The following is a 22,829-nucleotide window of genomic DNA, read 5'->3' on the forward strand; positions in this document are numbered from 1 at the left end:
GGCTCGAGACATGCGCGTGCTTCTTACCGGCGGCGCCGGCTTCATCGGTGCTCACACCGCGATCGCACTTGCTGAGGCCGGGCACGAGCCACTCATCATCGATGACCTCTCGAACGCCCACGCAGACGTCGTCGCGCGAGTCGAGTCGATCATCAGCCGGCCGGTGCCGTTCGAACAGGTTGATTGCAGGTCAGCGGCGGCGGTGCAAGCCTTCATCGAAGCTCACGCGCCCATTGACGCGGTCATCCACCTCGCGGGTCTCAAAGCCGTCGCGGAGTCGACGGCCGATCCGGTTCGCTACTACGACGTGAACATTAGCTCGGCGATCGCAGTGCTTAAGGCGATGGCCGCCACGGCGATTGACACGATGATCTTCTCGAGCTCCGCCACTGTCTACGGCTTCCCGGAGAAGTTGCCCGTCACCGAAGAGACCCCGACGTCCCTCGCGCTCGCTAATCCCTACGGCAAGACCAAGCGCATGATCGAAGAGATCATTGCGGATGCTGCAGCCGCTCACGCCTCGCTCAGGGCTGTGAGTCTCCGCTACTTCAATCCCGTCGGAGCGCACCCATCCGGCCTGATCGGCGAGAGCCCTCGCCTCGCCCCTACAAATCTCATGCCTATTGTCGTCGATGCTGCGGCAGGACGTCGCGAAGCGGTGCAAGTCTTCGGGAGCGATTACGACACCGTCGATGGTACGGGAGTTCGTGACTTTATCCATGTTCAAGATCTCGCCTGGGGGCACGTCAAGGCCCTAGAGACTGCGCGTCCCGGTTACGAGGTGTTCAATCTCGGCACGGGCGAGCCTGTAAGCGTTCTGCAGCTCATCCGCACGTTCGAGAAGGTTACGGGGGTGGAGGTACCCTACGTGTTCTGCGAACGACGGCCGGGAGACGTCGCGGTGTCGTACGCCGATCCGTCAAAGGCGGAACGCGTGATGGGCTGGAAGGCCCGGCTCGGGATTGCCGACGCATGCGCGGACGCTTGGAATTGGGAGCAGAAGCGCACCTCATCGAGCAAGTCGATGACCGCATAATGCTCAATAATCTAAAGCACATCGCTCGCGCCCGACGGGCCGGAGCGATCGTAAGTTGGCGGTCGGTGACCCTCGACGATTCGAGACTTGCACTGCACGCCCGTGTTGCGCATCACGCCAGCCTGCGATCCTGCAGCGTTGGCACCTTCACATCGATCGGGCGCTTCTCCAAGATCGCTTTTGCGGATCTGGGATCATTCGGCTCGGTCTCATGGGACGTCACCATCGGCGCGATCTCGCATCCGATGACACACCTCACCACCCATGCATTCCCCTACGTACCCGAACTGGGCATCTCGCGCGATCCCCGTAGCCAGCAGGTGGATCGCGTCGCCATCGGGCATGACGTTTGGATCGGCACGCAGGCGATTGTCATGCCCGGAGTCTCGATCGGTAATGGTGCGGTGATCGATACGGTCATCGTGTGTCCCGATGTCGAGCCCTACAGCGTGGTCGCGGGCGCACCCGCACGCAAGCTGCGGATGCGATTCAGCGACGACGTCATCGCTGACTTGGAGGAGCTCAGATGGTGGGAGCTACCGGTAGAAACCCTCCGCAGCAACATTGATGTTTTCCGCACGGACGACATCCGATCTGCGATCGAGCGGCTGCGCGCGGTAGCCCATTACCCAGTCCAGTAGTTCCACCTCGCGCGTTAACACCTGCCACGCACGTCGCTAAAGGGGCTCTTCACGAACGAGGGTGTAGCGCGGGTCTGAACCCTCCGGCTTCGAGCAGCGACCGAGCGATGTAGTGGGTGAGGTTGCGGAAGCCGAGGGCGGAGCCGCGGAGGTGTTCGAGCCGCCCGTTGAATCTCCTATGTATGTCAAGCAGCCGCCGCAGGTGTGATCGTGGCGTTGAGTTGCCTGTAGATCTGACGGGCGAGGTAGCGCTTGAGCGAGCGGCGAATCTCGCGCGGGGTGCGCCCCTGGAGGATCAGCATCAGAGCCAGCTCCGTGCGATCGACACGCCCCGCCCCACGAACTGCGTCGGCGCTCCCCTGTGCGTCAGGATGGGGTGAGACACCAGCACTGCTGACCTTCGCACTGCACGGGGCGAGAACGGACCAATACTGAGATGACGATGACGGTTGCTGACGTCGGCACCGATGATGGGGCTATGGCTCCTCGTGCTGACCGGCCCAAGAGGCGGACGTTCACCGCCGAGTTCAAAGCGGCGATCCTGGCCGAGTACGACGCCGCGGACCGCTCTGGGCGTGGGGAGATCCTGCGCCGGGAGGGCCTGTACACCTCCCACATCATCGAGTGGCGCAAGGCCGCGGCCGCCGGCTCGCTGTCCGGGCTGGGCAGCAAGCCGCGGGACCGGCGCGAGCGGGAGCTGCAGGCGCTACGGGCCCGGGCGGAGAAGGCCGAGGCCGAGCTGGCCAAGACCAGGGCGGCGCTGGACCTGATGGGAAAAGCACACGCGCTCTTGGAGACGCTCTCCGAGAGCGCGGACAAGCCGCCGCGGTCGCCGCGGTGATCAACCCGGCCGTCGACGGGCTGGCCGAGCACGTCGGCACCGCGGCTGCGTGCGCGCTGCTGGGTCGCTCCCGCGCCAGTCACTACCGGGCCAAGAACCCGCCACCGCCACGTCCACGGACACCGCGGCCGGCACCGGCGAACAAGCTGTCCGCCGCCGAGCGGGCCCACGTGCTGGCCGTGTTGACCAGCCAGCGGTTCGCGGACAAGTCGGTCGCCCAGGTCTGGGCCACGCTGCTGGACGAGGGCACCTACCTGTGCTCGATGTCCACGATGCACCGGATCCTGCGCGAGCACGACATGGCCGGGGAACGGCGCCGGCAGGCGAGCCACCCGCCCCGGACCCGGCCCGAGCTCGTCGCGACGGCGCCGGGGCAGGTGTGGAGTTGGGACATCACAAAGCTCAAGGGGCCGGAGCGGGGCGTGTACTACGACCTGTACGTCGTGCTCGACATCTTCTCCAGGTTCGTCGTGGGCTGGACCATCGCGGCCCGCGAGGACGCCGAGATCGCCAAGAACCTGCTCGAGCACGCCATGGGCATCCATGGCGTGCCGGAGGCGATCCACGCCGACCGCGGGACCTCGATGACCTCCAAACCGGTCGCTCAGCTGCTCGTCGACCTCGGGGTGGCCAGGTCGCACTCCCGCCCGCACGTGTCGAACGACAACCCTTACAGCGAGGCGGCGTTCAAGACGCTGAAGTACGCCCCGGTCTTCCCCGAGCGCTTCGGGTCCCTGGCCGACGCCGGCGCGTTCGCCGAGCAGTTCTTCGCCTACTACAACCACGAGCACCGCCACTGCGGGATCGGGCTGCACACCCCCGCCAGCGTCCACTTCGGCACCGCCGGGCAGGTCCGCGCCCAGCGCCAGGCCACCCTGGACGCGGCCTACGCCGCCCGTCCCGAGCGCTTCGGCCACCGCCGACCCCAGGCGCCCAAGCTGCCCGAGGCCGCCTGGATCAACCAGCCCTCACAGGAGGCCCTCATACAGACCGCCTGACGGAATCTGTCTCACCCGCCTTGACACTTTCCGCTCCTCTCGAGATCGTCGACTGTCTCTCGTGAGGGGAACGCGTGCTCGAGGCCGTGCCGCCGAAGGAGCCTGAAGTGATCGGCCGTGGGATGACATCCCGCCTGCGCCCACCGCACCACGTCCCGGGCTACGCTCCCGACGGCACGACCTGTCGCCCGCGCGATCTGCTGCGGATGAAGCGGATCAAGCCCACTTTCGGCTCTTCGGACATCCGGTGGGGTGAGGGTGGCCGGGCGGTGATTCGGCGGTAGGGGTCGAGGTCCCCGAGGATCAGAAGCGCTAACTCTCTGATTCCGACCGAGGACCTCGACGTGCTTCACCCTACTTCGGGGTGCGCTGACGCGCGCCCCGCCGACTGTCCGTGTGCCCGCTGCGACCTGCTTCTCGGCCTCGACGGTGTCCATGTCGAGCACGTCGAGCGTCGCGACGGACTTCTTGTGGTGACCGTTTCGACTCCGGCGTCCCCGACGGGCTGCCCGGGGTGCGGCGTGCTCGTGACGAGCCGTGGTCGGCGCCTTCGGGTGCTGCATGACGTGCCGGGTGTGACGCGGGTGAGGGTGGTGTGGCGGCAGCGGATGTGGCGGTGCGGCGAGTCCGGCTGTCCGCGGAAGACGTTCGTGGAACAGGTCCCGTCGCTGGTCGCGCCGCGCGGGTCGATCACGAAGCGCGCCGTCGCGTGGGCGATCGGGCAGCTGCGTCGCGAGCACGCCACCATCCAAGGACTCGCCCGGCAGCTCGGGACGTCGTGGAAGACGGTGTGGCGGGCCGTCGAACCCGAACTGGTCAAGCTCGCGGCGGACGAGTCCCGGTTCGAGAATGTCACCAGCCTCGGCGTCGACGAGCACGTCTGGCATCACGTCGACCCGCGCCGACGGGGGCCGAAGGAGCTGACCGGGATGGTCGACCTCACCCGCGACAGCCAAGGGAAGACGCTCCTCGCTGCCGAGCACGGCTGGAACGCCCGCACAGGCGGCGCAGGCCCCGACACCGCCCGCCACGCCACCCAGGCCGCCGCAGCACGCCACACAGGGCCGGAAACGCCGAAAGCCGCCCCGGGGGGCGGCTTGGCGGAACTAAAACATCTCTGGAGTGAGGTACCGAACGGCATTTACGAAGATGCCGATTGCAGTAAGCCTCTTGTGGTGGACCCAGGGGGATTCGAACCCCCGACCTTCTCATTGCGAACGAGACGCGCTACCAACTGCGCCATGGGCCCGTGGACTCAGCTACATTACCATGCGCTCAGCCCGCCGCGCGTCGCGCCAGCAGCCGGCGGACGTGCGCCTCGATCTCGGCGTCGTCGACGAAGCCCATCCGCGCGTACGGCGAGTCGCCGGCATCCGTCGTCGCCGTCTCGGCGGCGGCCGGAAGACGAACGGGAGCCGGCGGCGCGAGCTCCTCCGCGCGGCGGCGCAGCTCTGCCAGCCGGGCCGCCTGACGGCGGTCCTCCTGCGCCTGCTGCTGCGCCCGCGCGGCCTGCGCGCGGGATCCGGCCACCGAGACCATGGGCTGCGGCAGCGGGCGCGGCGTCCACGATGCCGGTCCCTGGTCGTGCAGCGGGGGCGAGACGCGCGGAGCCGCGGCATCCGTCATCACCGGCGCGGCCGCGCGACGCGCGCTGCGGCGGGCGACCCGCGACATCTGCAGGAGCACGGCGACTCCCGCGACGAGCAGCACGGCTCCGATCGCGAGCAGCACCCACCCGCCGGAGACCGCGAACTGCCAGACGCCGAGACCGGCCAGCACCGCTCCGGCCAGGCCCGCGACGGTGGCGCTCAGGCGCACTCGCCGGCGCGCCCGCGCCTGCCGCACGAGCGGATCGCGACGCGTCGCCGCCAGCTCCTCGCGCAGGCGCTCCAGCTCGGCGTTCGCCTTCTCGGCCTGCACGCGCTTGGCGAGCCGCTGCTGCGCGAGCGCGGTGCGCATGTTCAACTCGAGGCGGACCTCGGCGGGCGTCTCGCTCGTCTCCGCGAGCACCCGGAGCGCCTGGTTCAGCCGCACGGCGTTGCGCTCCGCGGCGTAGTACTGATGACGGCCGCGCCAGCTGGGCATCAGATAGAGAGCCCACAGCAGCACGGCGACGACGACGATCACGCCGCCACTCAGCACCGGCCCATCCATGTCCCCCACGGTAGGCGACGACGGGCGGACGCGCCCGGCACGGCGGGCGCGTGTCGTGGCGTGCACCGGCGTGTCGCCGCGACCAGCGGAACCCGCACGGGCTGTGGACGCTCAGCCGGGCAGCCGGTCGCCCGGCGGGATGCTCGCGGCGTCCTCCGGCGCCATCCCCTCCAGCCAGCGCTGCAGCACCCCGTCGGGCACCTCCTCGCGGATGAGCGCGAAGGCGTAGTGGTCGCGCCAGTCGCCGTCGATGTGGATGTAGCGGCGGCGCAGTCCCTCGTAGCGGAAGCCGAGCTTCTGCACCACCCGCAGGCTGGCGCTGTTCTCCGGGCGGATGCAGATCTCGATCCGGTGCAGCCCGTACTGGGTGAAGCTGGCGTCGGTGGCGAGCGCGACGGCCGTCGGGGTGATGCCCCGGCCGGCGAACCGCTCGCTCACCCAGTACCCGATCGTGGCGGAGCACAGCGAGCCGCGGGCCACGCCCCAGATGTTGAGCTGGCCGGCGATCTCGCCGTCGTACTCCATCACGAACGGGTACCCGCCTCCGTCGCGGTGCTGCTGCAGCAGGCGGCGGATGCTGAGACGCATGTCGAAGGACGTGGCCGCGCCCGGCAGCGTGGCCTCCCAGGGCTGCAGCCAGCGGCGGTTGGTCAGCAGCTCGTTCTGCAGCGGCCTCGCGTCGCGGGCGCGGACGAGGCGGAGCGCCACCGGCCCGTGCTGCAGCGGGGCCAGCGCATCGAGCTGCATGACCTGACCGCCCTCCCGTTCAGAGACGTTCCGCGAACTCCTTCAGCCACGGACGAAGGTCCGCGCCGAGGTCGTCCCGGTCGGCGGCGAGCTGCACGATCGCCTTGATGTAGTCGACCCGGTCGCCGGTGTCGTAGCGGCGTCCGCGGAACACCACGCCGACGACGCCCGGCCCGCCCTCGGCGGTGGCGAGCTCCTGCAGGGCGTCGGTGAGCTGGATCTCCCCGCCCTTGCCGGGCTCGGTCCGCTCCAGGATCTCGAACACGCTGGCGGGCAGCACGTACCGGCCGATGACGGCGAGGTTGGACGGCGCGTCCTCCCGCGCGGGCTTCTCGACCAGGTCGGTGACGCGGACGACGTCGGCGTCGTCGGTGGTCTCCACCGCGGCGGCGCCGTACATGTGGATCATCGAGGGTTCGACCTCCATCAGGGCGATGACGGCGGCGCCGGTGCGCTCGTGCTCCTCGATCATCTTCGTCAGCAGCGGGTCGCGCTCGTCGATGAGGTCGTCGCCCAGCAGCACGGCGAAGGAGCTGTCGCCGACGTGGGTGCGGGCGCGCAGCACGGCGTGGCCGAGCCCCTTCGGCTCGCCCTGGCGGACGAAGTGGATGTCGGCGAGGTCGCTCGACTTCATCACCCGCTCCAGGCGGCCGGTGTCGCCTTTCTCCATCAGCTTGACCTCGAGCTCGGGCACGGAGTCGAAGTGGTTCGAGATGGCGTTCTTGTTGCGGCCGATGATCACCAGGATGTCGTCGATCCCGGCGGAGGCCGCCTCTTCGACGACGTACTGGATCGCCGGCTTGTCGACGACGGGCAGCATCTCCTTCGGCATCGCCTTCGTCGCCGGGAGGAACCGGGTCCCCAGTCCCGCCGCGGGGATGACCGCCTTCATTCTCTTCTTCGCCATGCCCGTCAGCTTACCGGTGGCCCGCTCGGCGCCCGCCCCGCGCCGCGTATGATCGGAGGATGCCGACCGAGCCGGAGCAGCAGAAGCGGGCACTGCGCGCCGAGCTGCGGGAACGCCGCCAGCTGCTCTCGCCCGCGCAGCGCGAGAGCGCCGAGGCGGGTATCGCCCGGCAGCTGGACGAGCTGGTCGACCGCCTCGGAGCGCGCTCGGTGTCCTGCTTCCTGTCCACGACCTCCGAGCCGGGGACCCGCGAGTTCGTGCGGAACGCGGTGCGACGCGGCATCCGTGTCCTGCTCCCGATCACGCGGACCGACGGCCTGCTGGACTGGGCCGTCGCCGACGACCCGGACGACGTCGCGGAGGGGATGTTCGGTCTGCCCGAGCCGACCGGGGAGGTCCTCGGCCCCATCGCGGTGGACGATGTGGACCTCATGATCATCCCCGCCGCGGCGGTGGACCGCACCGGAACACGCCTGGGCTGGGGCCGCGGCTACTTCGACAAGACCATCGGCTCGATGCAGAAGTGCCCCCCGGTGTACGCGGTGATCTATGATTCCGAGGTACTCGACACCCTGCCGCGCGAGGTGCACGACCAGCCGGTCGACGGCATCGTCACGCCGACGCAGACCATCGTGCTCTCCCCGGAGCGGCACTGACAACGGAGATTGCGCATGCCCACCTACGCCTACGCCTGCACGGCCTGCGACCACCGGTTCGACGCCGTGCAGAGCTTCACCGACGACGCGCTCACGCTGTGCCCCGAATGCGGCGGCCGGCTGCGCAAGCAGTACGGCTCCGTCGGCGTGACGTTCAACGGCTCCGGCTTCTACCGCACCGACTCGCGCGGCGATGCTGGTGCGAAGGCTGCCTCCCCGGCATCATCGAAGACGGATTCTTCGTCGAGCGCCGCACCGGCGCCCGCGAAGGCCGCGGCCTCGGCCTGAGGTCGCCCGTCTCTGAATAGGGGAGGACCCATGCTCAAGGGATTCAAGGAATTCATCGCCCAGGGCAACGTGATCGACCTGGCCGTCGCGGTCGTCATCGGCGCCGCGTTCTCGGCCATCGTCACCGCGATCGTCGACAACCTGATCAACCCGATCATCGGGCTGCTGTTCAACGCCGAGGACCTCAGCAACGTGAAGCTGGGCGTCATCGGCATCGGCGCGATCATCGGGGCGGTCATCAACTTCCTCGCCGTCGCTCTCATCGTGTACCTCGTGTTCGTCATGCCGATGAACAAGTACCGTGAGCGCCAGGCGGCGAAGAACCCGGCCGTCGAGGAGGAGACCCTCCCGACCGAGCAGGAGCTGCTGATCGAGATCCGCGACGAGCTGCGCAGGAGCGCTGCCCGCTGATCCGGTCACCGACGCCCCCGGCCGCCCTCCGCCGCCGGGGGCGTCGTCGTGTCCGCCGGCTCAGTAGTGCGGCGGGACCTCGCGGAGCATCCGCTCGTCGTTGGGCCCGGATGCCGGGGCGGCGCCGGTGCGCGAACGGGCGACCCGCGGCGGGGCCGCATCCGGCGCGGCAGGATCCGGCGCCGCGTCGGACACCGCTTCGGAGCCCGGCCGCGACTCGGGGTCCGGGTCCGTGCCGGGGGCCGGGGTCAGCCGGGCGCGGCGCGCGCCCGGAACGCGCTCGATCCGCTGGCGGCGGCTCTCAGGCATCCGCGTCCCCAAGGTCGATCGGCTCGGTGTCGTGCTCGGCGCGGACCGCGTCCTCCTGGATGCCGAGCACCGAGGCGATGCGGGTGGCGACCGAGGCCGGGTCGCTGTACAGGTCGAAGGCGTGCACCCGCACGTAGTGCCAGCCGAGCCGGCGCAGCACCTGGGGGCGCAGGCGCAGGCTCTCGCGCAGCGATTCGCCGCGGGACTCCGGGTCGGATTCGATCACCACGGCCCGGCCGGCGTGCTGGGCGACCAGCGGCAGCAGCCCGCGGTAGTCGACGTCCACCGAGGCGCCCAGGCGGCGCAGCTCGCGGGCGAGCGCGAGCGTGAGCGGGTCGGCGAGGTCCTCCAGCCGCGCGTCGCGCCCGCGGGCGGCGAGCCCGCCGAGAATCGACATCAGCGTGGCGGCGCCATGCTCGAGGCGGCCCTCGTCGAAGGCGGAGGGGCGGATGCACGACACGATCACCATCGACCGGCGGGCGCGCGTCATGCCGACCGTGAGCAGGCGCTCTCCGTCGGGCTGGGACAGGTCGCCGAAGTCGCTGAGCACGCGGCCGTGCTTGGTGAGACCGTAGCCCAGCGAGAAGATCACCCGGTCGCGGCTCTCCGCGACGGACTCCTCGAGGGTCAGCACCGCGAACGGCTCCGCGGAGTCGCGACCGACGAAGTCGGCCACGTCGGACCGGCCCGCGAACGCGCTGGTGACTGCGGCCCGCACGCGCTCGGCGTGCCGCCGGCTGGCGGTGACCACCATCAGCGACTCGGTCGGCCGGTGCACCGCGTGCTCGACGACGAGCGTCACCACGCGGGCGACCTCCGCGTCGGGACTCTCCACCGCACCGGTGACCGGGTCGGGCGTGCCCACCCCGCCCTCGACGTAGTCGACGGTGAGGCTGCCGCGGCCGAGGTACGAGCCCGCCCACGGCAGCGACACGATCTCCCCGCCATAGAACGCGTCGTTGATGAGCTCCGCGAGATCCTCGCCGCCGGCGCGGTAGCTGCGGGTGAGGGTCATCACCGGGAACAGCTCGGCGAGCCGCTCGAACACCGACACGTCGTCGAACGGCACCTCCGGCTCCCACTCCGACGCAGGGTCGGTCGCCAGCTGGAACGGGGTCGGCTTCTGCGTGACCGGGTCGCCGAAGGCGACCACCTGCCGCGCGCGGCGGATGGCCGGCGCCGCCTCGGTGAGGTTGATCGCGGCCGCGTCGACCAGCAGCACCAGGTCGAACTCGACGGATTCCGGGATCGCCGGCACCTCGTACGGGGACGCGATCCACACCGGCGCGAGCACCCGCATCAGCGTCGGGGCGACTGCCGCGATCTCGGCGGGCGTCGCCTCCCCGGTCTTCAGCGCCGAGCGCAGGTGCCGCGCCTCCTCGGGCTCGTCGACGATCGCGATCCGCCACTGGCTGGCCAGGTTCCACGCCAGCAGAGGGCCGGCGAGCCCGGTGTGCGCCTCGTCCACGAGCCGGAAGTCGCGTTCGAGCCGGTCCACGACGGCGGTGTTCGCGCCGAGCAGCGCCCGGTCGTCCTGCAGGGCGCGCTCCAGCAGCGACTGCCACCAGGCGAACTCGAGCTCGTCAGCCACGCGGTCCTCGGGGACGTGCCGGATCGAGAGGTCCGCCAGCAGCGGCCCCAGGCCGAGCTCGGCGAGCGAGTCGCGGATGCGGGTGCGCTCCACCAGGTTGTCGAAGACGTCCGATTTCGCGGCCAGGCCGGACAGCGTCCGCAGCAGCCGGGCCACGGGCAGCGAGGCCAGCGGCTCCCGGCGGCCGAGCGCGGCGTCCAGCTCCGAGAGCTCGGCGTTCACGCGCTGCCACGCCACCGCGACGTCCGCCAGTCCCAGCGGCACCTGCGGGGCGACGCCCGCCTCGACGTAGCGCTGCCACTGCGTGCGCTGCTGCTGGATGCGCAGCAGCGCCTCGTGCATCTCGCTGACGTGCGCGCCGGGGCGGACGTATTCGCGGGCCAGCCGCTTCAGGCGCCGGCGGTTCGCCGCCGACATGCCGGGGGCGTCCCGGCGGGAGCCGTGCGCCTGGATGAGCTCGCCGAGGGGGCGCTCGAAGACGGTGGGGCTGAACCGGTCGAGGGAGTCGCGGATGCCCTGCAGCAGGCGCAGGTACTCCCCCAGCTCCTCGACCGTGGAGAACGGGCGCATGCTGGTCTGCGCGATGAGCTCGTAGCCGCGTTCCAGCAGAGACGGCACGGCGCTGGCGTGCAGCCGCCCGGCGAGGGCGTGCGCCGCCCGCGCCGCCTCGGTGGTCTCGAAGCTGACGCCGTACCAGGGCGAGTCGTCGGGGCCGAAGCGGAACTCGCCGAGCCGCGCGGCCGTGGTGAGCGCCTCGGCGGCCGGTCCCCGGTCGGATGCCAGGCGCTCCAGCGCGTCCATGCTCAGCCGTGCCGTCGTGGACGGCGGGACGGGCAGGGAGGCGAGCCGGGTGAGGTGCCGGGTGGCGTCCAGGACGGAGGCGCCGGTGCGCCCCACCGGTGAGGTGAGCGCGGTGCGGTAGTCGCGCAGCACGGCGCGCAGCCGCACCAGCGCATCGTCCACCTCGGCCACCTTGGGCTGCGTCGCCTTCTCGCAGCGTCCGATCGCGCGGATGAGGTCGCGGCGCAGGTTCGCCGGCGAGACGGCCAGGCCGTCCAGGCCGATGCCCGCGAGCCGGTGCCGGACGCCGTCGAGTGTGGAGCGGCGGGCTGAGACGACGAGCACCCGGCGGCCGGCGCGGACCGCCGCACCGAGCGCGTTGATCACGGTCTGCGTGCCGCCGGTGCCGGGGAGCGTGGAGACGACGAGCGAGTGGCCGGCCGCGATCCGCGCCAGCACCTGCTCCTGCTCGGCATCCGCATCCAGGAGCAGGTTGTCGGATGCCGGTGCCCGCTCGTCCGGCCCGACGATCTCCGGCTCCGGGCGCGGGGCGGTGACCTGCTCGCGGTCGGCGCGGTGCCCGGCGAGGGCGTTCAGCACGGGATGGTCGAGGGAGGCCAGGTCGCGCACCATCGGAGCGGCGACGTCGGCGAAGGTGGACACCACCAGGCGCGGCTGCACGGCGAAGGTGTCGATGGACTGGGTGAGCGCGCGCAGCTGATCGATCACCGGCTGCGGTTTGAAGATGCCGCCGTCGTAGGCGAGGGCGGCGAGGCCGACCGGGTCGAGGCTGAGGCCGAAGTGCTCGCGCGCCACCCGCACGAGCTCCGGGTTGACCTCGAAGGCGCCCTGCAGCTTCAGTTCGAAATCGGCGTGGTGCCGGCGGATCGCGAGCGGGCGCAGCAGCACCGGGGCGGAGAACTCGGCGCCGCCGAGCCGCCAGCGGGCGAGACCGACGGCCAGGCGCACCGCGTCGATGCCGCGGACCGTGCGCAGCTCGGTGTTGCGGGCGGTGATGCGCTCGGCGGCCATGCGCGCGGTGCGCAGCCCGACCTCGTCGCGGAACAGGTTGGAGAGCAGGGTGGAGCGTCCGGTGATGAACTGCGGCAGGCTCCCGGGATGGGCCTTGGAGATGTCGATCCCGGCCTCGGGCGTGTCCCGGTAGGTCACCAGCGGGGAGGGTCCGCCGAGATCGGCCGCCTCGGCGCGGCGGCGGGTGCGCTCCGCCTCGGCGGCGTGGGCGATGCCGACGCCGGTCGATGAGTCGCTGAGCTCACCGAGGGTCACCGCGGCATCCGTTCCTGCGCTCTCCGCAGACTTCGCCTCTCGTCGCCACACACGGAAAGCCTAGGCGCGACACGCCGGTCCGTGCGGTATCCCCGCCGGATCGGGCCGAATTCCCGGACGTTCTGCACAGCCGCATCCTCGTCGCGGGTTCTCCCCCGTTCCCGGCCGGCGGCGCGCCGGAGCGGGAGCGCCGGGGCCAGGATGGGTGCATGAGGTACCGCTACGACTTCGTGCCGACGCCGTTCGGCGACGGGCTGGCCGTGTTCTCGGACGACGGCATCGTCGGGTTCGACCTGTCCGAGGCGGAGGATCCCACCGTCCCGTGGCTGCTGGAGGGGTTCAGCCGCCGGCTCGGCTCGGCGCCCGAGCACGATCCCGGGGCGGCGGACGAACTGGCGCACCTGCTGGATGCGTACTTCGACGGCGCGCCGATCCGCTTCGACGATCATCTCCGCTTCGACTGGCGCCTGGTCGACGGCTTCGCCCGCGCGGCGCTGCAGGCCGTGTGCGAGATCCCGTGGGGCGAGACGATGAGCTACGGCGAGGTCGCGGTGCGCGCGGGCAGCCCCGGGGCCGCGCGCGCGGTGGGCACCGCCTGCCGGGAGACGCCGTTCTCGGTCATCGTGCCGGTGCACCGCGTCATCCGCGCCGACGGGACGCCGGGGCACTACGGCGCGTATCCGGAGCGGAAGCGCTTCCTGCTCGACCTCGAACGCGAAGCCGGTCCGAGGCGTGACCCGACGGACCCCGGCGTGTAGGCCGCCGGGGTCCGTCGGGTGCGGGCGTCCGCCGGATCGGGACCGGCGTCAGCATCCGTCATCGGCTACGATCAGTGCTCCACCGCCTTCTCCGCGCCGAAGCCGGTCAGGGAGCGCACGTCCATCTCGGCAGCGAGCGCGCGCGACTCGGTGTGCCGGGCGGTGACCGTGCCGATCCAGCCCAGCAGGAAGCCGAGCGGGATGGAGATGATGCCCGGGTTGTTCAGCGGGAAGATCGCGATGTCGATGCCGGGGATCATCGACTTCTCCCCGCCGGAGAACACCGGGGAGATGACGATCAGGCCGACCGCGGAGATCAGGCCGCCGTACATGCTCCACACCGCACCGCGGGTGTTGAACCGGCGCCAGAACAGCGAGTAGAGGATGGTCGGCAGGTTCGCGGATGCCGCGACCGCGAACGCCAGTGCCACCAGGAACGCGATGTTCTGGCCCTGCGCCGCGATGCCGCCGAGGATCGCAAGGATGCCGATCACGACCACCGTGCGGCGGGCGACCCGCACCTCCCCGTTCGGGTCGGCGGTGTGGTTGCCGTCCTTGTCGCGCTTGATCACGTTGGCGTAGATGTCGTGCGCGAAGGACGCCGCCGCGGTGATCGTGAGCCCGGCGACGACCGCGAGGATCGTCGCGAACGCCACGGCCGAGATGAAGCCGAGCAGGATCGGGCCGCCGAGGGCCTGGGCCAGCAGCGGCGCCGCGGAGTTCACGCCGCCGGGGGCGGCCAGGATGTTCTCCGGTCCGACCAGCGCCCCGGCGCCGTAGCCGAGCACCAGGGTGAGCAGGTAGAACAGACCGATCAGCCAGATCGCCCACACCACCGACCGCCGCGCCTCCTTGGCCGTCGGCACGGTGTAGAAGCGCATCAGCACGTGCGGCAGGCCGGCGGTGCCGAGCACGAGCGCCATCCCCAGGGAGAGGAAGTCGAGCGGGTTCGCGCCGTACTGCAGGCCAGGGCCGAGCACCTTCTCGCCCTGCGGCGAGGCCTCGACGGCCGCGCCGAGCAGCGCGTTCAGGCTGAAGCCGTGCAGCGCGAGCACCCACAGCGTCATCGCGATGGCGCCCGCGATGAGCAGCACCGCCTTCACGATCTGCACCCACGTGGTGCCCTTCATCCCGCCGATGAGGACGTACAGGATCATCAGCACGCCGACCACGGCGATCACCAGGGACTGCCCGATCTGGGTGTCGATGCCGAGCAGCAGGGACACCAGGCCGCCGGCGCCGGACATCTGCGCGAGCAGGTAGAAGAAGCACACCGCGAGGGTCGTGATCGCGGCGGCCAGGCGGACCGGGCGCTGCTGCAGCCGGAACGACAGCACGTCGGCCATGGTGAACTTGCCGGTGTTGCGCATCAGCTCCGCGACGAGCAGCAGCGCCACCAGCCACGCGACCAGGAACCCGATGGAGTACAGGAACCCGTCGTAGCCGTTCACGGCGATCGCCCCGCAGATGCCGAGGAAGGATGCCGCGGACAGGTAGTCGCCGGCGATCGCGAAGCCGTTCTGCGGTCCGCTGAAGGAGCGGCCTGCGGCATAGTAGTCGGCCGCGGTCTTGTTGTTGCGGCTGGCGCGGATGACGATGAACAGCGTCACCGCCACGAATGCGCCGAAGATCGCGATGTTGAGGACGGGGTCGTTCTGGACCGTCTCCGCGGCGATGATCGTGGTGCTCATGCCTTCGCCTCCGCATTCTCGAGTTCTTCACGGATCTCCTGCGCGACGGGATCCAGCCGACGATTCGCGAACGAGACGTACGCCATCGTGATGGCGAATGTGGTGACGAACTGCCCGAGCCCGAAGAGCAGCCCGACGGTGATATCCCCCCAGACCCGCTGGCTCATGAATTCGGTGGCGAATGCCGCCAGCAGGACGTATGCGAAATACCACAGCAGGAAGAACACCGCCAGCGGAAACACGAATGAGCGCTGCATCCGCTTCAGGTGCTGGAACTTCGGCGATTCCTCCACGGCGATGTAATCGATCGCTCCCGGGGAATCGCCCATGACCCGATCCTTCATGAGGCCTCCTTGCCACATGTCCGTGTCTCGCGCGGCGGCGCCGCGCGGGTGATAAGGTCGACGCTACGAAAAGGGGAACGGCGCCGTCACCCCCGAAAGTTGGTATCCGTTGACCACGATGATCCGACCCGACCCCGAGGAGCAGCTCCTCGCCGACGCGGTGCGTGAGCTGGCGCGTCGCACGCGCTTCCCCGTCACGTTCGGCGGACTGGTCGAGGACGGCGTCGTCGCGGTGACCGCGATCGTCGGCAACCGCACGCCCAGCCTGCACGGCCTCCGGGTGCGGCCGGAGCGCGGCCTCGGCGGCCGGGCGATGATGGAGCTGCGGCCGCGGATGACCAGCGACTACCGGACCTCCCAGCAGATCACCCACGACTACGACATGTTCGTGCTCGGCGAGGGGCTGCGCACGCTGCTCGCGATCCCCGTCGTGGTGGGCGGACGGCCGCGCGGGGTGCTCTACGCCGGGGCGTGGGAGGAGTGGCAGGTGGGCGGCGTCGCGACGGCCCCGGCCATGCAGGTCGCGGCCTCGGTGGCGACCGAGCTCGGCATCCGCGACGAGGTCGACCGGCGCCTGCACGCGCTGCCCAGCCCCGCGCAGCTGCCCCCCGCGCAGCGCGAGGAGCTGCGCGAGAGCTACGCCGAGCTGCGCAGCATCGCCGCGGACATCGCGGACGAGTCGCTTCGGGAGCGGCTCGCAGCGGTCGAGCGGCGCCTGCTGGGCCTGGCCGGCGAACCCGTCGTCCCGGCGACGACCGGTCCGGTGCCGACGGTGCGGCTGTCCCCGCGGGAGACCGACGTGCTCGCCTGCGTGGCGCTGGGCGCCACCAATGCGGAGATCGCCGTGCGGCTCGGGCTGCGCGAGGGGACGATCAAGGCATATCTCGGCTCGGCGATGTCGAAGCTGGACGCGTCCACTCGTCACGCCGCGGTGGCGCGGGCGCGGCGGCTCGGCCTGCTCCCCTGACCGGCCGACCCCGCCCGGATAATCTGGGATGCGGCCGCCGGCAGCGGCCCCGGACGAGGCAGGCCAGTACCCGGTGAGCGAAAGGACTGGTCCTGGAGGGTCGCAATCATGGCATGGGTCGTGCTCATCATCTCCGGAGTTCTCGAGGCCGTGTGGGCCACAGCGCTGGGGAAATCCGAGGGCCTTTCCCGGCTGTGGCCGAGCGTGGTGTTCTTCGCGGGGCTCATTCTCTCGATGCTCGGGCTCGCCTGGGCGATGCGCGACATTCCGACCGGGACGGCGTACGCGGTCTGGGTGGGAATCGGCGCCTCGCTCACGGTGATCTGGGCGATGATCACGGGCGAGACGGATATCTCGTGGGTGCGGATTCTGCTGCTGACCGGATTGATCGGATGCATCGTGGGATTGAAACTCGTCGACACCGGTCACGCCTGAATGTTGCCGTCGGAGCCGTTTGCGCAATAGCGTTGTGCCATGGCTCGCAAAATCGTTCATCAGCTCGTCGACGACATCGATGGAACTCTTCTGGAAAGCGGTGAGGGCGAGACGGTGCATTTCTCGCTCAACGGCGCCGCTTACGAGATCGACCTGACCACCGCGCACGCGGACGAGCTGCGTGAGGCGCTCGCCCCGTATATCAAGGCCGGACGGCGTGCGACGACGGCCGGCGCGGTCCGCGGCGGGACGTCCCGCCGCCGTGCGGGCGGCAATGCGGAGGCCGGGGCCATCCGCGAGTGGGCGAAGCAGAACGGCTACAAGGTCTCGGAGCGCGGTCGCGTCTCCAGCGAGATCGTGGACGCCTACCGCGCCGCGCACTGAGCACGCTCCCCCTGCGGCGCTCCGGCGGCGCTCCGGCGGCTTCCGGCGCACGACTAGACTTGACGCGCGCCTTCGTAGCTCAGCTGGATAGAGCAGCCCTCTCCTAAAGGGCAGGTCGCAGGTTCGAATCCTGTCGGGGGCACGATGTTGAAAGGGCCGCCCACGGGCGGCCCTTCCATCGTCTAAGCCCTCGACAGCGGGCCCCCATCGGCCGGAGGCTCCGCGCGCCGCCTTCCCTCCCCACGCGACATCCGCCTCCGACGAGCGGCGCGCGGAGGGGCCGATGGAGGACTCGAGGGCACCATCGCGGGAGGCTCAGGCCGCGAGGGCCAGGTACGGCTCCCAGCGGGGGTCGCTGCGCTCGACGCCGCGGACCGTCCAGGCGGTGCCGTGCGGCGGGCGCGGCGTGACGCGCAGCTCCCAGCCCATCTCCTGCGGAGTGCGGTCGCTCTTGATGTTGTTGCAGCGCAGGCAGCAGGCGACGAGGTTCTCCCAAGTGTCGCGGCCTCCGCGCGACCGCGGCAGCACGTGATCGATCGTCGACGCCGACTTGCCGCAGTAGCCGCAGCGGTGGTCGTCGCGGCGCAGCACGCCGCGGCGGGTGACCGGCATCCGGCGCGCATTCGGCACCCGGACGTAGCGCGAGAGGATGATCACCACGGGGCGCTCGTAGGCGCCGCGGGCGGCCCAGACGGGGTCGTCCTCCATGTGCTCGATCACCGTGGCCTTGTCGTTCATGACCAGGACCAGGGCTCTCTTGAACGACACGACCGCGAGCGGCTCGTATCCGGCGTTCAGGACCAGTGTGCGCATCGTCATCCTCTCGATCCGCCGGGATGGCTTCCCGGCACTCTCGACTCACACGACGCCGTGCGGATGAGGAGCGCTCGCAGGTACGGAAAAGGCGCTGTCTACGGACAGCGCCTTTCACACTCGGCGGAACCGAGGCAGCCCTGCGGGCGATGCCGGAGCACCAGACGACCGAGTGCATCCATGGTGCGGATGCTCGGTATCGGATACATCGGCTTCTCCCACTCGTACGACGACGCGTTCAGGCTAACCCATCCCGGGGCATCCGGGACGGGAACAGCCGGTGAACAGCGCTGGGCGTGTCGACGAGGGCTCAGCCGGCGTTGGCGCTGAGCCAGCCCATCGGCTCGACGAGGGAGCCGTTGACCTGCACCTCGAAGTGGAGGTGGTCGCCGTAGGAGCGGCCGGTGTTGCCCACCTTGCCGATGAACTGGCCGGGCTGGACGACCTGCCCGGCGCTGACGGCGCGGGTGCCGTTGGTCATGTGCGCGTACACGGTGGAGACGCGCTGACCGCCGATCACGTGGTCGATCACGACGGCGACGCCGTAGCCGTAGTAGCTCTCGGAGGAGATCCGGACCACGCCGCCGGCGGCGGCGAAGATCGGGGTGCCGCCGTCGGCGACCATGTCGGCGCCGTCGTGGCCGCTGCTGAGCGTGCGGCTGACGTAGTACGAGCCGGCCGGCAGCGGGTAGCGGACCTCGCCGGAGCCGGCGGCCACCAGGCGGAGGTCGGCGTCGCTGACCCGTCCGCCGTCAGCGCCCGCGGCGGCGAGCTGGGCCGCGGCGGCGGCGCGGGCGGCCGCGGCCTCCTCGGCCTTCTTCTTCTCGATCTCCTCGGGCGTGGTCGCCGAGTAGCTGCCGCGGTTCAGCGGCGCGGCGGTGGCCTCGGAGGCGACGACGAGGGACTGGGCGTCGTCGACGGCCAGCTGCTGCAGCGTGGTCGCCTCCGTACCGGTCGGCTTCGTGGCCGCGTAGGCGGGGAGCGCCACGGCGGCGACGAGCGCGCTGACGGCCGCGAAGATCGCGACGGTCCGCATCGGCTTCACACTCCGGCCGGCCGAGGATGCTCGGCGCCGTGCCGGGGAACTCTGTTCTGCTGTCGTCGCGGTCTTGTCGATGTCTGCGGCCAAAAGGGTTTCCTCCTGCGCCTCGGCGCTCGGGCAGCGCTGGCTCGTCGGCACTGTCGTTTCTCGGGCACGTAGTCACACGGGCACGTTGTGCGAACTTCTCGCGAAGACGACGAGCCAGGGAGGCGATCTTCGCGTGCATCACCGGCGGGCTTCTTCGCCGGCGACCCGTCCGAGGTTACCGGAAGATAACGATTCTGTCACCCTGCGAACCTGGCAATCCCCCGGATGCGGCCCGCAGCCGCGGAATCACGCGGGTTCGCCGACGAGGAAGATGTGCGAGGCGAGCTCGACCGGGAGCTCCAGCCCCTCGTCCTTGCCCTCCATCTGGATGAGCACGTAGCCCTCGTTGTAGCGGTAGTCGCCGCGCGCGCCGGGGACCACGCCGGCGTCTCGCAGCTGCTCCAGAAGCTCCGGGTCCACCTGGGCCGGCTCGGCGAGCCGGCGCACGGTGCCCTCGATCGGGCCGCCCGCCTCGTTCAGCTTCTGCACCAGGCCGACGACGCCCTCGTCGAAGGTGCGGGCCGGCAGGTCGCCGAGCTGATCCAGCCCGGGGATCGGGTTGCCGTACGGCGACTCCGTGGGGTGGCCGAGCAGCTCGACGAGTCGGCGCTCGACCTGCTCGCTCATCACGTGCTCCCAGCGGCAGGCCTCGTCGTGCACGTACGCCCAGTCCAGCCCGATGACGTCGGACAGCAGGCGCTCCGCGAGACGGTGCTTGCGCATCACGTCGACGGCCTTGCGCCGTCCGGTCTCGGTGAGCTCGAGACGGCGGTCCTCGGAGACGACGACGAGACCGTCGCGCTCCATGCGTCCGACGGTCTGCGACACCGTCGGGCCGGAGTGCCCGAGACGCTCCGAGATACGCGCGCGCAGCGGCACGATGTTCTCCTCCTCCAGTTCGAGGATCGTGCGGAGATACATCTCGGTGGTGTCGATCAGGTCGGTCATGCAAGGCCTCCGGTGGTTCTTAGGCAAGCCTACATTCCCGCGATGACGCGGGGCGTCATGCGGGCGGGGCGGCCCAGCCCCTCCCCCTAGAATCGACCCATGGCGATCGAGATCCCCCGAGAACTCCTGCCCGTCGACGGACGCTTCGGATGCGGTCCGTCCAAGGTGCGCCCCGCGCAGCTGGAGGCCCTCGTCGCCGCGGGCGCCGGCCTCCTGGGCACCTCGCACCGTCAGGCCCCGGTGAAGAACCTGGTCGGCAGCGTGCGCGAGCGCCTCGCGAAGCTGTTCCGGCTGCCGGACGGCTACGAGATCCTGCTCGGCAACGGCGGCTCGACCGCGTTCTGGGACGCCGCCGCGTTCGGCCTCATCGAGCGCCGCAGCCAGAACCTGGTGTTCGGCGAGTTCGGCGGCAAGTTCGCCAAGGCCGCCGCGGCTCCGTGGCTGGAGGCGCCGGACGTGCGCAACGCCGAGCCCGGCTCGCGCACCGACGCGGAGGCCGTGGAGGGCGTGGACGTGTACGCCTGGCCGCACAACGAGACCTCCACCGGTGTCGCCGCCCCGGTCCGCCGGGTGGCGGCCGACGGCGCGCTCACGGTGATCGACGCGACCAGCGCCGCCGGCGGGATCGACCTCGACATCGCCGAGGCGGACGTGTACTACTTCGCCCCGCAGAAGAACCTCGGCTCGGACGGCGGCCTGTGGTTCGCCGCCGCCTCCCCGGCCGCCATCGAGCGGATCGAGCGGATCGCGGCATCCGACCGCTACATCCCTGAGTTCCTCAGCCTGAAGAACGCGGTGGACAACTCCCGGCTCAACCAGACCCTGAACACGCCCGCGCTGGCGACGCTGCACCTGCTCGACAGCCAGCTCGGCTGGATCCTCGACAACGGCGGGCTCGGCTGGGCCGCCGCGCGGACCGCGGAGTCCTCCGGCATCCTCTACGACTGGGCGGACGCCTCGGAGGTGGCGACCCCGTTCGTGACGGATGCCGCGCACCGCTCCCCCGTCGTCGTCACGATCGACTTCGACGAGCGCGTGGACGCCGCGGCCGTCGCGAAGGAGCTGCGCGCGAACGGCATCGTGGACACCGAGCCCTATCGCAAGCTCGGCCGCAACCAGCTGCGCATCGCGACGTTCGTCTCGATCGAGCCGGACGACGTGCGCACGCTCACGCGCGCTCTCGACTACGTGCTCGAGCGCACCGCCGGCTGACGAACGGATGCCCGGGCGCGGGCGCCGCGGTCACCGCGCGCCCGTGCGGCGGTCACTCCTCCTCGTCGGGGAACGCCTCGCCGTCGTCCTCGGACTCCTCGTCGTCGGCGTCGCCCTCGGGCTCGTCGTCTTCCTCGTCGTCCTCATCCGAGTCGTCGCCCTCATCGGACCCGTCCTCATCGGACTCATCGTCGTCGGCGTCGTCGGACTCGTCGTCGTCCGCCTCGTCCTCGTCGGCGTCGTCGTCCTCGCCGGACTCGTCCAGCTCGTCGATGTCGACCCCGTCCAGGTCGCCGGCGTGCAGGATGTCCTGCTCCTGGTCGTCGTCCTCGTCGAGCCCGTCCGCCTCGAGGGCGGCGTCCAGCAGCGCGTCGGCATCCCCCTCCCCGGCATCCGCCGAGGCCGCGGCCGCCTGCTCGGCGAGCTCGGCCTGGTGCGCGCGGTACTCCGCGAGGCGCTCCGCCCACGGCACCCACTCGGGGGCGAGCAGCGCGCCGTCGCCGGGCAGCAGCTCCACCTCGAGCACGGTCGGCTCGGCGCCCTCCACCTGCGCGACGGTGACCGTCCAGAACCATCCCGGGTAGCCGGGCAGGCGGTTCTGGAACCGCAGGGACACCGCGCCGTCCGCCTCCACCACGTGACCGGCCGCCGGGCCGATCGTCGAGGCCGGGGTGATCTCCTGCAGGGCGGCGAGGGCGAGGTCGCGGGTGGCGGCCGCCAGCTCGTCAGGCGTCGAGCTCATCGGCGACCTTGCGGAGCACGGCCGCGACCTTGCGGCCGTGGCTGGGCGACGGGTAGCGACCGCGGCGCAGATCGCCGCCGATGCTGTCGAGGAGCTTCACGAGGTCCTCGACGATGACGGCCATGTCGTCCGCCGGCTTGCGATGCGCCTTGGCCAGGCTGGGCGGCGCGTCGAGCACGCGCACGGAGAGCGCCTGCGGGCCGCGGCGGCCGTCGGCGAGTCCGAACTCCACGCGGGTGTTCTTCTTCACGGTGACACCCGCGGGAAGGGCAGAGGCGTGCAGGAAGACGTCCTGGCCGTCATCGCTGGCGATGAAGCCGAACCCCTTCTCCTCGTCGTAGAACCTGACCTTGCCGGTGGGCATGGGAGAACCTCGCTGTGAACGGTATGGAAGAACGTCGCGCGGCGGCGCGACCCCTCCAGCCTACCGGTCCGGCCCCGGCGCGCAGGCGATACGCTGAGACGGATGAGCACTGAGCATGACGGCCCCGACGCCGACCGCGACGTCCCGGTCCGCGGGATCGACCGCTTCCTCGCGTTCGGGGCACTGGGCGTCGCCGCGCTGTCGATCGTCTGCTTCTTCGCGATCATCATCGGCACGGCCGCCGGGATGGACCAGCAGGCGTTCGGCACCGGCGCCTGGCCCGTGGTCGCGGCCGTGCCCATGTACGGGCTGCCGCTCGCCTTCGTGATGATCATCGCCCTGCTCGTCATGAGCTTCATCCGGAAGGGGCGCGCGTCCTCGCGCTCCTGAGCGGCC

The 22,829-nt window shown here is 70.8% G+C and carries 24 protein-coding genes, 2 tRNA genes, 1 pseudogene and 1 riboswitch; of the genes and pseudogenes, 14 read left to right on the top strand and 13 right to left on the bottom strand.

The window, feature by feature from the left end:
• Positions 1–10 precede the first annotated feature (10 nt).
• The 4 genes and pseudogenes from galE to JRG78_RS12765 all read left to right on the top strand — a co-directional run.
• Positions 11–1,036 carry a UDP-glucose 4-epimerase GalE gene (gene galE / locus JRG78_RS09445; protein WP_259606432.1) on the top strand — a complete coding sequence of 342 codons (1,026 nt, stop codon included), beginning with the start codon at positions 11–13 and terminating at the stop codon, positions 1,034–1,036.
• Positions 1,037–1,101: 65 nt separating this feature from the next.
• Positions 1,102–1,677 (top strand): CatB-related O-acetyltransferase, encoded by a 576-nt coding sequence (locus tag JRG78_RS09450; RefSeq protein ID WP_259606433.1) that lies wholly within the window; start codon positions 1,102–1,104, stop codon positions 1,675–1,677.
• 442 nt (positions 1,678–2,119) lie between these two features.
• Positions 2,120–3,516 (top strand): IS3 family transposase gene (locus JRG78_RS09455; protein WP_370428832.1). Its coding sequence is split into 2 segments (ribosomal slippage): positions 2,120–2,456 and positions 2,456–3,516, totalling 1,398 coding nucleotides; the frame shifts between segments, so codons are not numbered across the junction.
• A 344-nt stretch (positions 3,517–3,860) separates the two neighbouring features.
• Positions 3,861–4,478, top strand: a pseudogene (locus tag JRG78_RS12765) (helix-turn-helix domain-containing protein); the annotation flags it as partial.
• Between the two features lie 211 nt (positions 4,479–4,689).
• On the opposite strand, the gene JRG78_RS09465 reads toward JRG78_RS12765, so the two are convergent.
• The 4 genes from JRG78_RS09465 to galU all read right to left on the bottom strand — a co-directional run bounded on the left by JRG78_RS09465 (position 4,690) and on the right by galU (position 7,324).
• A tRNA-Ala gene (locus tag JRG78_RS09465) sits at positions 4,690–4,765 on the bottom strand.
• Between the two features lie 26 nt (positions 4,766–4,791).
• Positions 4,792–5,670, bottom strand: coding sequence for a hypothetical protein (locus JRG78_RS09470; protein ID WP_259606434.1), 879 nt, complete (start codon positions 5,668–5,670; stop codon positions 4,792–4,794).
• Positions 5,671–5,781: 111 nt separating this feature from the next.
• Positions 5,782–6,417, bottom strand: coding sequence for a GNAT family N-acetyltransferase (locus JRG78_RS09475; protein WP_259606435.1), 636 nt, complete (start codon positions 6,415–6,417; stop codon positions 5,782–5,784).
• Positions 6,418–6,436: 19 nt separating this feature from the next.
• A complete protein-coding gene (gene galU / locus JRG78_RS09480; protein ID WP_259606436.1) occupies positions 6,437–7,324 on the bottom strand; it encodes a UTP--glucose-1-phosphate uridylyltransferase GalU in 888 nt (295 codons plus the stop codon).
• Between the two features lie 59 nt (positions 7,325–7,383).
• Here galU and JRG78_RS09485 point away from each other — a divergent pair, with 59 nt between their 5' ends.
• Genes JRG78_RS09485 through mscL form a run of 3 tightly spaced genes read left to right on the top strand, consistent with a single transcriptional unit; the run spans position 7,384 to position 8,679 of the window.
• Complete coding sequence (locus JRG78_RS09485) at positions 7,384–7,980, top strand: 5-formyltetrahydrofolate cyclo-ligase (RefSeq protein ID WP_259606437.1); 597 nt, start codon at positions 7,384–7,386, stop codon at positions 7,978–7,980.
• A 15-nt stretch (positions 7,981–7,995) separates the two neighbouring features.
• The gene (locus JRG78_RS09490; protein WP_259606438.1) at positions 7,996–8,268 is read left to right on the top strand and encodes an FmdB family zinc ribbon protein; all 273 of its coding nucleotides are present in this window, start codon (positions 7,996–7,998) and stop codon (positions 8,266–8,268) included.
• 30 nt (positions 8,269–8,298) lie between these two features.
• Entirely contained in the window at positions 8,299–8,679 is a 381-nt protein-coding gene (mscL, locus tag JRG78_RS09495) for a large conductance mechanosensitive channel protein MscL (protein WP_259606439.1), read from the top strand.
• 60 nt (positions 8,680–8,739) lie between these two features.
• Here mscL and JRG78_RS09500 read toward each other — a convergent pair whose 3' ends face one another.
• On the bottom strand, positions 8,740–8,988 hold the full coding sequence (locus tag JRG78_RS09500) for a hypothetical protein (RefSeq protein WP_259606440.1): 249 nt from the start codon (positions 8,986–8,988) through the stop codon (positions 8,740–8,742).
• Positions 8,981–12,697 (bottom strand): AAA family ATPase, encoded by a 3,717-nt coding sequence (locus tag JRG78_RS09505; protein ID WP_259606441.1) that lies wholly within the window; start codon positions 12,695–12,697, stop codon positions 8,981–8,983. The genes JRG78_RS09500 and JRG78_RS09505 overlap by 8 nt, the downstream gene beginning before the upstream one ends.
• A gap of 158 nt (positions 12,698–12,855) precedes the next feature.
• Here JRG78_RS09505 and JRG78_RS09510 point away from each other — a divergent pair, with 158 nt between their 5' ends.
• Positions 12,856–13,404, top strand: coding sequence for a methylated-DNA--[protein]-cysteine S-methyltransferase (locus tag JRG78_RS09510; RefSeq protein WP_259606442.1), 549 nt, complete (start codon positions 12,856–12,858; stop codon positions 13,402–13,404).
• Positions 13,405–13,475: 71 nt separating this feature from the next.
• Here JRG78_RS09510 and JRG78_RS09515 read toward each other — a convergent pair whose 3' ends face one another.
• Together JRG78_RS09515 and JRG78_RS09520 are read right to left on the bottom strand one after the other, a co-directional pair.
• Positions 13,476–15,095, bottom strand: a complete 1,620-nt coding sequence (locus JRG78_RS09515; RefSeq protein WP_259606443.1) for a solute symporter family protein — start codon at positions 15,093–15,095, stop codon at positions 13,476–13,478.
• A complete protein-coding gene (locus tag JRG78_RS09520; protein ID WP_259606444.1) occupies positions 15,092–15,424 on the bottom strand; it encodes a DUF485 domain-containing protein in 333 nt (110 codons plus the stop codon). The genes JRG78_RS09515 and JRG78_RS09520 overlap by 4 nt, the downstream gene beginning before the upstream one ends.
• Before the next feature lie 133 nt (positions 15,425–15,557).
• Here JRG78_RS09520 and JRG78_RS09525 point away from each other — a divergent pair, with 133 nt between their 5' ends.
• The 4 genes from JRG78_RS09525 to JRG78_RS09540 all read left to right on the top strand — a co-directional run bounded on the left by JRG78_RS09525 (position 15,558) and on the right by JRG78_RS09540 (position 17,367).
• Positions 15,558–16,406, top strand: coding sequence for a LuxR C-terminal-related transcriptional regulator (locus JRG78_RS09525; protein WP_259606445.1), 849 nt, complete (start codon positions 15,558–15,560; stop codon positions 16,404–16,406).
• A 28-nt stretch (positions 16,407–16,434) separates the two neighbouring features.
• Positions 16,435–16,501, top strand: a riboswitch (guanidine-III (ykkC-III) riboswitch).
• A 13-nt stretch (positions 16,502–16,514) separates the two neighbouring features.
• Positions 16,515–16,841 carry a DMT family transporter gene (locus JRG78_RS09530; RefSeq protein ID WP_259606446.1) on the top strand — a complete coding sequence of 109 codons (327 nt, stop codon included), beginning with the start codon at positions 16,515–16,517 and terminating at the stop codon, positions 16,839–16,841.
• A gap of 39 nt (positions 16,842–16,880) precedes the next feature.
• The gene (locus JRG78_RS09535; protein WP_259606447.1) at positions 16,881–17,225 is read left to right on the top strand and encodes a histone-like nucleoid-structuring protein Lsr2; all 345 of its coding nucleotides are present in this window, start codon (positions 16,881–16,883) and stop codon (positions 17,223–17,225) included.
• Positions 17,226–17,293: 68 nt separating this feature from the next.
• Positions 17,294–17,367: transfer RNA gene (locus JRG78_RS09540), tRNA-Arg, on the top strand.
• A gap of 173 nt (positions 17,368–17,540) precedes the next feature.
• Here the strand turns inward: JRG78_RS09540 and JRG78_RS09545 are convergent.
• The 3 genes from JRG78_RS09545 to JRG78_RS09555 all read right to left on the bottom strand — a co-directional run bounded on the left by JRG78_RS09545 (position 17,541) and on the right by JRG78_RS09555 (position 20,115).
• Positions 17,541–18,038, bottom strand: coding sequence for an HNH endonuclease (locus tag JRG78_RS09545; protein ID WP_259606448.1), 498 nt, complete (start codon positions 18,036–18,038; stop codon positions 17,541–17,543).
• A 310-nt stretch (positions 18,039–18,348) separates the two neighbouring features.
• Positions 18,349–19,074 (bottom strand): M23 family metallopeptidase, encoded by a 726-nt coding sequence (locus JRG78_RS09550; RefSeq protein ID WP_259606449.1) that lies wholly within the window; start codon positions 19,072–19,074, stop codon positions 18,349–18,351.
• Between the two features lie 339 nt (positions 19,075–19,413).
• On the bottom strand, positions 19,414–20,115 hold the full coding sequence (locus JRG78_RS09555) for a metal-dependent transcriptional regulator (RefSeq protein WP_259606450.1): 702 nt from the start codon (positions 20,113–20,115) through the stop codon (positions 19,414–19,416).
• Between the two features lie 99 nt (positions 20,116–20,214).
• Between JRG78_RS09555 and serC the strand changes: the two genes are divergently transcribed.
• Positions 20,215–21,327 carry a phosphoserine transaminase gene (serC, locus tag JRG78_RS09560; RefSeq protein ID WP_272653338.1) on the top strand — a complete coding sequence of 371 codons (1,113 nt, stop codon included), beginning with the start codon at positions 20,215–20,217 and terminating at the stop codon, positions 21,325–21,327.
• A gap of 52 nt (positions 21,328–21,379) precedes the next feature.
• Here serC and JRG78_RS09565 read toward each other — a convergent pair whose 3' ends face one another.
• A complete protein-coding gene (locus tag JRG78_RS09565) occupies positions 21,380–22,069 on the bottom strand; it encodes a DUF3027 domain-containing protein (protein ID WP_272653339.1) in 690 nt (229 codons plus the stop codon).
• Positions 22,053–22,433, bottom strand: a complete 381-nt coding sequence (locus JRG78_RS09570; RefSeq protein WP_272653340.1) for a cold-shock protein — start codon at positions 22,431–22,433, stop codon at positions 22,053–22,055. Before JRG78_RS09570 ends, JRG78_RS09565 begins: the two co-directional genes overlap by 17 nt.
• Before the next feature lie 102 nt (positions 22,434–22,535).
• Between JRG78_RS09570 and JRG78_RS09575 the strand changes: the two genes are divergently transcribed.
• Positions 22,536–22,823 (top strand): multidrug ABC transporter ATPase, encoded by a 288-nt coding sequence (locus tag JRG78_RS09575; RefSeq protein ID WP_259606454.1) that lies wholly within the window; start codon positions 22,536–22,538, stop codon positions 22,821–22,823.
• Positions 22,824–22,829: the final 6 nt, after the last annotated feature.

This window comes from Microbacterium sp. EF45047, from assembly GCF_028472845.1.
Lineage (GTDB): Bacteria > Actinomycetota > Actinomycetes > Actinomycetales > Microbacteriaceae > Microbacterium > Microbacterium neungamense.